Genomic DNA, 7,226 nt, shown 5'->3' with positions numbered 1-7,226 from the left:
CGCCGGACCCCGCCCCGGGCCGGCCCGCGGCCGGCCGCGAGCCCCGCCCCGCGGCCCCCTCCGCGAGCCGTGCCCGTAGCGTCCGGGGGCCGACCTAGACTCGCCGACGATGTCCGCCGAGTCGTTCGCCCACCTCCACGTCCACACCGAGTACTCGATGCTCGACGGTGCCGCGCGGGTCGGTGAGCTCTTCGCGGAGACGGCCCGGCTGGGCATGGGCTCGGTGGCGATGACCGACCACGGCAACGTGTTCGGGGCCTACGAGTTCTGGTCCAAGGCGACCAAGGCCGGCATCAAGCCGATCATCGGCACCGAGGCGTACATCACCCCCGGGACCAGCCGGTTCGACCGCACCCGGGTCAAGTGGGGCGACGCCGGCAGCAGCCCCGGCGACGACGTCGCGGGGTCCGGCTCGTACACGCACATGACGCTGCTGGCCGAGACCACGCAGGGCATGCACAACCTGTTCCGGCTCTCCAGCCTGGCCAGCCTCGAGGGCTTCTACTTCAAGCCGCGCATGGACCGGGAGATCCTCGAGAGCTACCACCACGGCCTCATCGCGACCACGGGCTGCCCGTCGGGAGAGGTCCAGACCAGGCTCCGGCTCGGCCAGTACGAGGAGGCCCGCCGCGCGGCCGCCGAGCTCAAGGACCTGTTCGGCGCCGGCAACGTGTTCTGCGAGCTCATGGACCACGGCCTGGAGATCGAGCGCCGGGTCCGCGAGGACCTGCTGCGCATCGCCCGGGACCTCGACCTGCCGCTCGTGGCCACCAACGACCTGCACTACACGACGCAGGCCGACGCCGCCGCCCACGAGGTGCTGCTGTGCGTGCAGTCCGGGTCCCGGCTGGACGACCCCAAGCGCTTCAAGTTCGACGGCGACGGCTACTACCTCAAGTCCCCGGCCGAGATGCGCCACCTGTTCCGCGAGCTGCCCGAGGCGTGCGACAACACCCTGCTCATCGCCGAGCGGTGCGACGTCAGCTTCACCGAGGGCGAGGGCCGGTACATGCCGCGCTTCCCGTGCCCCGAGGGCGAGGACGAGACCTCGTGGTTCATCAAGGAGGTCGAGCGCGGCCTGCACGCCCGCTACCCCGGCGGCATCCCCGACGACGTCCGCAAGCAGGCCGCCTACGAGACCGAGGTCATCGTCTCCAAGGGCTACCCGGGCTACTTCCTGGTCGTCGCCGACTTCATCGGCTGGGCCAAGAGCAACGGCATCCGCGTGGGCCCGGGCCGCGGCTCGGGCGCCGGGTCGATGTGCGCGTACGCGATGGGGATCACCGACCTCGACCCGCTGCAGCACGGCCTGATCTTCGAGCGGTTCCTCAACCCCGAGCGCATGTCGATGCCCGACTTCGACATCGACTTCGACGAGCGCCGCCGCGCCGAGGTCATCCGGTACGTCACCGAGCGCTACGGCGACGACCGGGTCGCCATGATCGTCACCTACGGCACCATCAAGGCCAAGCAGGCCCTCAAGGACGCCTCGCGCGTCATGGGCCACCCGTTCTCCATGGGGGAGCGGCTCACCAAGGCGATGCCGCCCGGCGTCATGGGCAAGGACATCCCGCTGTCGGGGATCTTCGACCCCGAGCACAAGCGCTACGCCGAGGCCGGCGAGTTCCGCACCCTCTACGCCACCGACACCGAGGCGCGCGGCGTCGTCGACCGGGCGCGCGGGCTGGAGAACCTCAAGCGCCAGTGGGGCGTGCACGCGGCCGGCGTCATCATGTCCAGCGCCCCGCTGCTCGACCTGATCCCGATCATGCGCCGGGAGCAGGACGGCCAGATCATCACGCAGTTCGACTACCCGAGCTGCGAGACGCTCGGCCTGGTCAAGATGGACTTCCTCGGCCTGCGCAACCTCACGATCCTCGACGACGCCCTCAAGAACGTGAAGGCCAACGTCGGCACCGAGGTCGACCTGGACGCCCTCAGCAAGGACCCGACCGACCCGCTCACCTACGAGCTGCTCGGCCGCGGCGACACCCTCGGGGTGTTCCAGTTCGACGGCGGCCCGATGCGCGCCCTGCTCCGCCAGATGAAGCCCGACAACTTCGAGGACATCTCCGCCGTCGGTGCCCTGTACCGGCCGGGCCCGATGGGCGCGGGCTCGCACACCAACTACGCGCTGCGCAAGAACGGCCTGCAGGCGGTGAGCTACCCGCACCCGGAGCTGGCCGAGGCGCTCGAGCCCATCCTCGGGACGACGTACGGCCTCATCGTCTACCAGGAGCAGGTGATGGCGATCGCCCAGCGCCTGGCCGGCTACTCGCTCGGCAAGGCCGACCTGCTGCGACGGGCCATGGGCAAGAAGAAGCGCGAGGTCCTCGACGCGGAGTACGTCGGCTTCCGCGACGGCATGAAGGACAACGGCTACTCCGACGAGTCGATCAAGACGCTGTGGGACATCCTCGTCCCGTTCTCCGACTACGCCTTCAACAAGGCGCACTCCGCGGCGTACGGCCTGGTCAGCTACTGGACGGCCTACCTCAAGGCCAACTACCCGGCCGAGTACATGGCCGCCCTGCTGACGTCGGTCCGCGACGACAAGGACAAGTCGGCGATCTACCTGCAGGAGTGCCGGCGGATGGGCATCGAGGTGCTCCCGCCGGACGTCAACACCTCCGACCGGGACTACACCCCGGTCGGCGGCTCCATCCGCTTCGGCCTGGAGGCGGTGCGCAACGTCGGCGGCGCGGTCGTCGACCTGGTCGTCGCCGCGCGCGCCGAGAAGGGCCCGTACGCGGACTTCCGGGACTTCCTCGACAAGGTGCCCGCGCCGGTGTGCAACAAGCGGACCGTGGAGTCCCTCGTCGCGGCGGGCGCGTTCGACGGGATGGGCCACACCCGTAGGGCGCTGACGGCCGTGCTCGAGGACGCGGTCGACGAGGCGGTCGCGCTCAAGCGGAAGCAGGCCGACGGGCAGTTCGACCTGTTCGCCTCGCTCATGGGCGACGGCCCGCCCGGCGAGGACGACATCGCGACCGGTGTCAGCGTCGTCGTGCCCGACCTGCCCGAGTGGGACAAGAAGGAGCTGCTGTCCCGCGAGCGCTCCATGCTCGGGCTCTACGTCTCCGACCACCCGCTGAGCGGGATCGAAGGCGTCCTGGCCCGGCTCGCCGACGTGACCATCGCGCAGCTGGCGACCGACGAGCGGTACGAGGACCGGGCGAAGGTGACCATCGCCGGCCTGGTCACGGGCGTGCAGCGCAAGATCTCCAAGGCCGGCAAGACGTGGGCCATCGTCACCGTGGAGGACCTCGCCGGCTCGGTGGAGGTGCTCGTCTTCCCCAGCCAGTACGAGATCGCCGGCCCGGTGCTCGGCGAGGACGTGGTGGTGGTCGTCAAGGGCGACCTCAACCGCGGCGACGACGGCGTGAGCGTGCGCGCCACCGAGATCACGCTGCCCGACATCGACGCCAGCACCGACGGGCCCGTCACGATCCAGATGGACCTCGCCCGCTGCACCCCGGTCGTCGTCGAGCGGCTCAAGGGCGTCCTCGACACCCACCCGGGCACCACCGAGGTCCGGCTCCGGCTGCAGCAGCCCGGCCGGGACACCCTCATGCGCCTGGACGAGGGCCTGCGGGTGACCGTGACCCCGGCGCTCTTCGGCGACCTCAAGGCCCTGCTCGGCCCCGCGTGCCTGGGGTGAGCGGGACTCCGGAGGAGTGGCGCCGCCCCCGCGCCGCCAGCCGTCGCCAGCGGCGCAGCCCGCGCCGGGTCGCGCTGCGGGCGGCCCTGTTGTCGCTCGCGGCCGGACCGGTCGTCGGGCTCGGCTGGTGGGCGACCGCGCTCGGCGGCGCCGGCGGGCGGGGCACCAGCTACCTCGACCTCGTGCAGTCCGTGGGCGCGGCCGACGCCGGCTTCGCGCTGGCGTGCCTGCTCGCCGGCGCGGTCGGCGGCGTCTGGTGGGTGCTGGCGCGCGAGGACGAGCACGACGAGCGGGGCGTGGCGAGGCTCGTCGGCCTGCTCGTCGGCGGGCTGGTCGCCGCGGTCCTGGCCTGGCTCACCGGCGCCGCGCTGTCGGCCGCGGTCCCGCTGGAGGTGCCCGGGGTGCGCCCGGAGGCGGTCGAGGAGCTGACCCGCCCGCGCATGAGCCTCGCGGTCGTGGCCGGGTGCCTGCTGTGGCCGCTGGGGGTCGGGGTGCTGGTCGCCGTCGACACGCTCCGGGAGCTGGCCTGGCAGGCGCTCACCCGCACCGACCCGGCCGACGGCGGCCCGGCGCCCGGTGGTGGACCGGTTGTCGACGCCGCGAGCCCCGGCGCCGGTGCGCCGGCCGAGCCCGCCGTACCCCTGGTCCGCCTCACCAAGGACCGACCGGACCACGCCGGCTGAGGGACAGCGACGACCGGGCCGGGGGCGCGCGGGGTCAGTTGAGCCCGGGCACCCGTCGGACGGCGTCGGTCGCGGGGACCGCGCGCAGCAGCCGCAGCAGGACGTCCTCGCGGGCGAGCAGCCGCAGCGCGAGCCGCAGCCGGGCCGAGGTGTCCGCCGCCTCGAGCAGCCGCTGCTTGTCGGCGAGGTCCAGCAGCATGTTGGCCGCCACCGTGTACGACAGGAACGACGGGTCGCGCGGCAGCACGCTGTCGGCTCCGCGCAGCGTCGCCCGGTAGCGCTCGAACGCCGCCCGGACCGAGCCGGCCAGCAGGTCCGCGGTGTCGCCCACCGGCTCGTCGAGCACCTCGACCTCGCCGCGCAGGTACGGCACGGCGGCGTCGGGGCGGCCCGAGTCGTCGTCGACCGACAGCAGCCGGAAGCGCCGGGTGCCGACGGTCTGCACGTCGTAGCGGCCGTCGGGGAGGGCGTCGACGTCGGTGAGCTCGGCGAGCGTGCCCACCGGGTGCAGGGCGCGGGCGGCGCCGTCGCCGACCTCAAACCCGGACCGGATCGCCACGACGCCGAAGTGCTGCTCGGTCTCCGCGGCGGCGAGCAGGTCGGCGACGAGGACGCGGTAGCGCTGCTCGAACACGTGCAGCGGCAGGACCAGCCCCGGCACCAGGACCGTGCCCAGCGGGAAGAGGGGCACGGTGGTCCGCATCCGGTCAGGGTAGGTCGCCCCGACAGGGGCCGCCCGGGGGAGGGTCCGGCGTCGTCGACGGACCTCAGCGGCGGGTCACCGGCGCCACCACCGCGCCGGTCACCCGGACCAGGTCGGCCGGCGCCAGCCCCAGGTCGAGCCCGCGCCTGCCGCCGCTGACGAAGACCGTCGCGTGCCGGGTCGCGGAGACGTCGACGACCGTCGGGAGCGGGGTGCGCTGGCCCACCGGGGAGATGCCGCCGACGACGTACCCGGTCGAGCGCTCGGCGGTGCGGGGGTCGGCCATGCTCGCCCGCTTGACCCCGAGCGCCTGCGCCGCCGCCTTGAGGTCCAGCTGGTGGGTGACCGGGAGCACCGCGACGCCCAGGCCGGGCCGGGGGGCGCCGTCGAGCACGACGAGCAGCGTCTTGAACACCGTCGCCGGGTCCAGGCCCAGCGCGTGCGCGGCCTCCATGCCGTAGGACCCGCCGTCGGCGACCGCGCGCGGGTCGTGGGCGTAGCTGTGGCGGGTGTGCGCGACCCCGGCCTCCTCCAGCACCGACGTGGCGGGCGTCCCGCCGGGCGCCGCGGGCTTCCTGCTGCTCACCCGGCCGACGCTACCCAGGCGGGGCCCCACCTACCATGGGCCGGTGCAGACAGCCCCCGCCGTCCCCGCCCCCACCAGCGACGCGACCGACCCCGCCGTCGCCGCCGAGGAGTCCCGGACCCCGGTCGCGGGCCACGTCCGGACCCTCGACCTGCGGGGGCAGGTGCTGCACCACCGGGAGCTGCGCGGGGTGGTGCCGCGCGCCGCGCTCGACGTCGAGGGCGCCCTCGCCGTCGTCCGTCCGATCTGCGACGACGTCCGGGCCCGTGGCGTCGCCGCGGTGGTCGAGGCCACCGAGCGCTTCGACGGGGTCCGCCTCACCGACCTGCGGGTCCCGGTCGCGGCCCTGCAGGAGGCGCTCGAGGCGCTCGACCCGACCGTCCGCGCCGCGCTGGAGGAGTCGGTCCGCCGCGCCCGCCTGGTCCACGCCGACCAGCGCCGCACGAGCTCGACGGTCCGGCTCGCCCCCGGCGGCACGGTGACCGAGCGCTGGGTCCCCGTCGAGCGGGTCGGCCTCTACGTGCCGGGCGGCCTCGCGGTCTACCCGAGCAGCGTCGTCATGAACGTGGTCCCCGCGCAGGAGGCCGGCGTCGAGCAGATCGCCGTCACCAGCCCCGCGCAGAAGGACTTCGGCGGCCTGCCGCACCCGACGATCCTCGCCGCCTGCGCCCTGCTCGGCGTGGACGAGGTGTACGCCGTCGGCGGCGCCCAGGCCGTCGCGATGTTCGCCTACGGCGCCCGTGACGCCGACGGCGCCCTCGTCGTGCCGGGCGTCGACATCGTCACCGGCCCCGGCAACATCTACGTCGCCGCGGCCAAGCGCCTGCTCAAGGGCGTCATCGGCATCGACTCCGAGGCCGGCCCGACCGAGATCGGCATCCTCGCCGACGACTCCGCCGTCCCGTCCGAGGTCGCCGCCGACCTCATCAGCCAGGCCGAGCACGACCCGATGGCCGGGGCCGTCCTCGTCACCCCGTCGGTCGCCCTCGCCGAGGCCGTCCAGGCGGAGCTCGTCGTCCAGGTGGCGGCCACCAAGCACCGCGACCGGGTGGCGACCGCGCTGGCGGGGCCGCAGTCCGCGCTCGTCCTCGTCGACGACCTCGAGGCCGGCATGGAGGTCGTCGACGCCTACGCGGCCGAGCACCTGGAGATCCACACCGTCGACGCCCGTGAGCGCGCGACCCGGGTCCGCAACGCCGGCGCCGTCTTCGTCGGGCGGTGGGCGCCGGTGAGCCTCGGCGACTACTGCGCCGGGTCCAACCACGTCCTGCCCACCGGCGGCTGCGCCTGCTTCTCGTCCGGGCTGTCGGTGCAGACGTTCCTGCGCGGCGTCCACGTCGTCGACTACGACGAGCAGGCGCTCGCCGGCGTCGCCCACCACGTCGTCGCGCTCGCCGACGCCGAGGACCTGCCCGCGCACGGCCAGGCCGTCCGCGCGCGCTTCCCCGACGGGCTCCCGGCATGACCGCGACGACCGGCACCGCAGCCGGCGCTGCGACCGACCCCGCGACCGACCCTGCGACCCACCCCGCGACGGACCCCGCGCAGCAGGCCGGTCCGCGCCACCGGGTCGCCGGCGCCTCGCCCGACGGC

Annotated in this window: 5 protein-coding genes; 3 read left to right on the top strand and 2 right to left on the bottom strand. The window is 74.1% G+C overall.

Annotation, left to right across the window (positions count from 1 at the left end):
- Nucleotides 1–109: 109 nt before the first annotated feature.
- Both dnaE and WCS02_RS15405 read left to right on the top strand, forming a co-directional pair.
- The gene (dnaE, locus tag WCS02_RS15410; RefSeq protein WP_340294794.1) at nucleotides 110–3,661 is read left to right on the top strand and encodes a DNA polymerase III subunit alpha; all 3,552 of its coding nucleotides are present in this window, start codon (nucleotides 110–112) and stop codon (nucleotides 3,659–3,661) included.
- Entirely contained in the window at nucleotides 3,658–4,344 is a 687-nt protein-coding gene (locus WCS02_RS15405) for a hypothetical protein (protein WP_340294791.1), read from the top strand. The genes dnaE and WCS02_RS15405 overlap by 4 nt, the downstream gene beginning before the upstream one ends.
- A gap of 34 nt (nucleotides 4,345–4,378) precedes the next feature.
- Here WCS02_RS15405 and WCS02_RS15400 read toward each other — a convergent pair whose 3' ends face one another.
- Entirely contained in the window at nucleotides 4,379–5,047 is a 669-nt protein-coding gene (locus WCS02_RS15400; protein WP_340294789.1) for an LON peptidase substrate-binding domain-containing protein, read from the bottom strand.
- A gap of 64 nt (nucleotides 5,048–5,111) precedes the next feature.
- Nucleotides 5,112–5,633 carry a Cys-tRNA(Pro) deacylase gene (gene ybaK / locus WCS02_RS15395; protein WP_340294787.1) on the bottom strand — a complete coding sequence of 174 codons (522 nt, stop codon included), beginning with the start codon at nucleotides 5,631–5,633 and terminating at the stop codon, nucleotides 5,112–5,114.
- 43 nt (nucleotides 5,634–5,676) lie between these two features.
- On the opposite strand from ybaK, the gene hisD reads away from it, so the two are divergent.
- Nucleotides 5,677–7,098 (top strand): histidinol dehydrogenase, encoded by a 1,422-nt coding sequence (gene hisD, locus WCS02_RS15390; RefSeq protein WP_452039073.1) that lies wholly within the window; start codon nucleotides 5,677–5,679, stop codon nucleotides 7,096–7,098.
- Nucleotides 7,099–7,226: the final 128 nt, after the last annotated feature.

Origin of the sequence: Aquipuribacter hungaricus (assembly GCF_037860755.1) — a bacterium.
In the GTDB taxonomy this organism is placed as follows: domain Bacteria; phylum Actinomycetota; class Actinomycetes; order Actinomycetales; family JBBAYJ01; genus Aquipuribacter; species Aquipuribacter hungaricus.
Note: the sequence above shows the minus strand (reverse complement) of the source record. Positions and strands in the feature narration are given on the sequence as shown.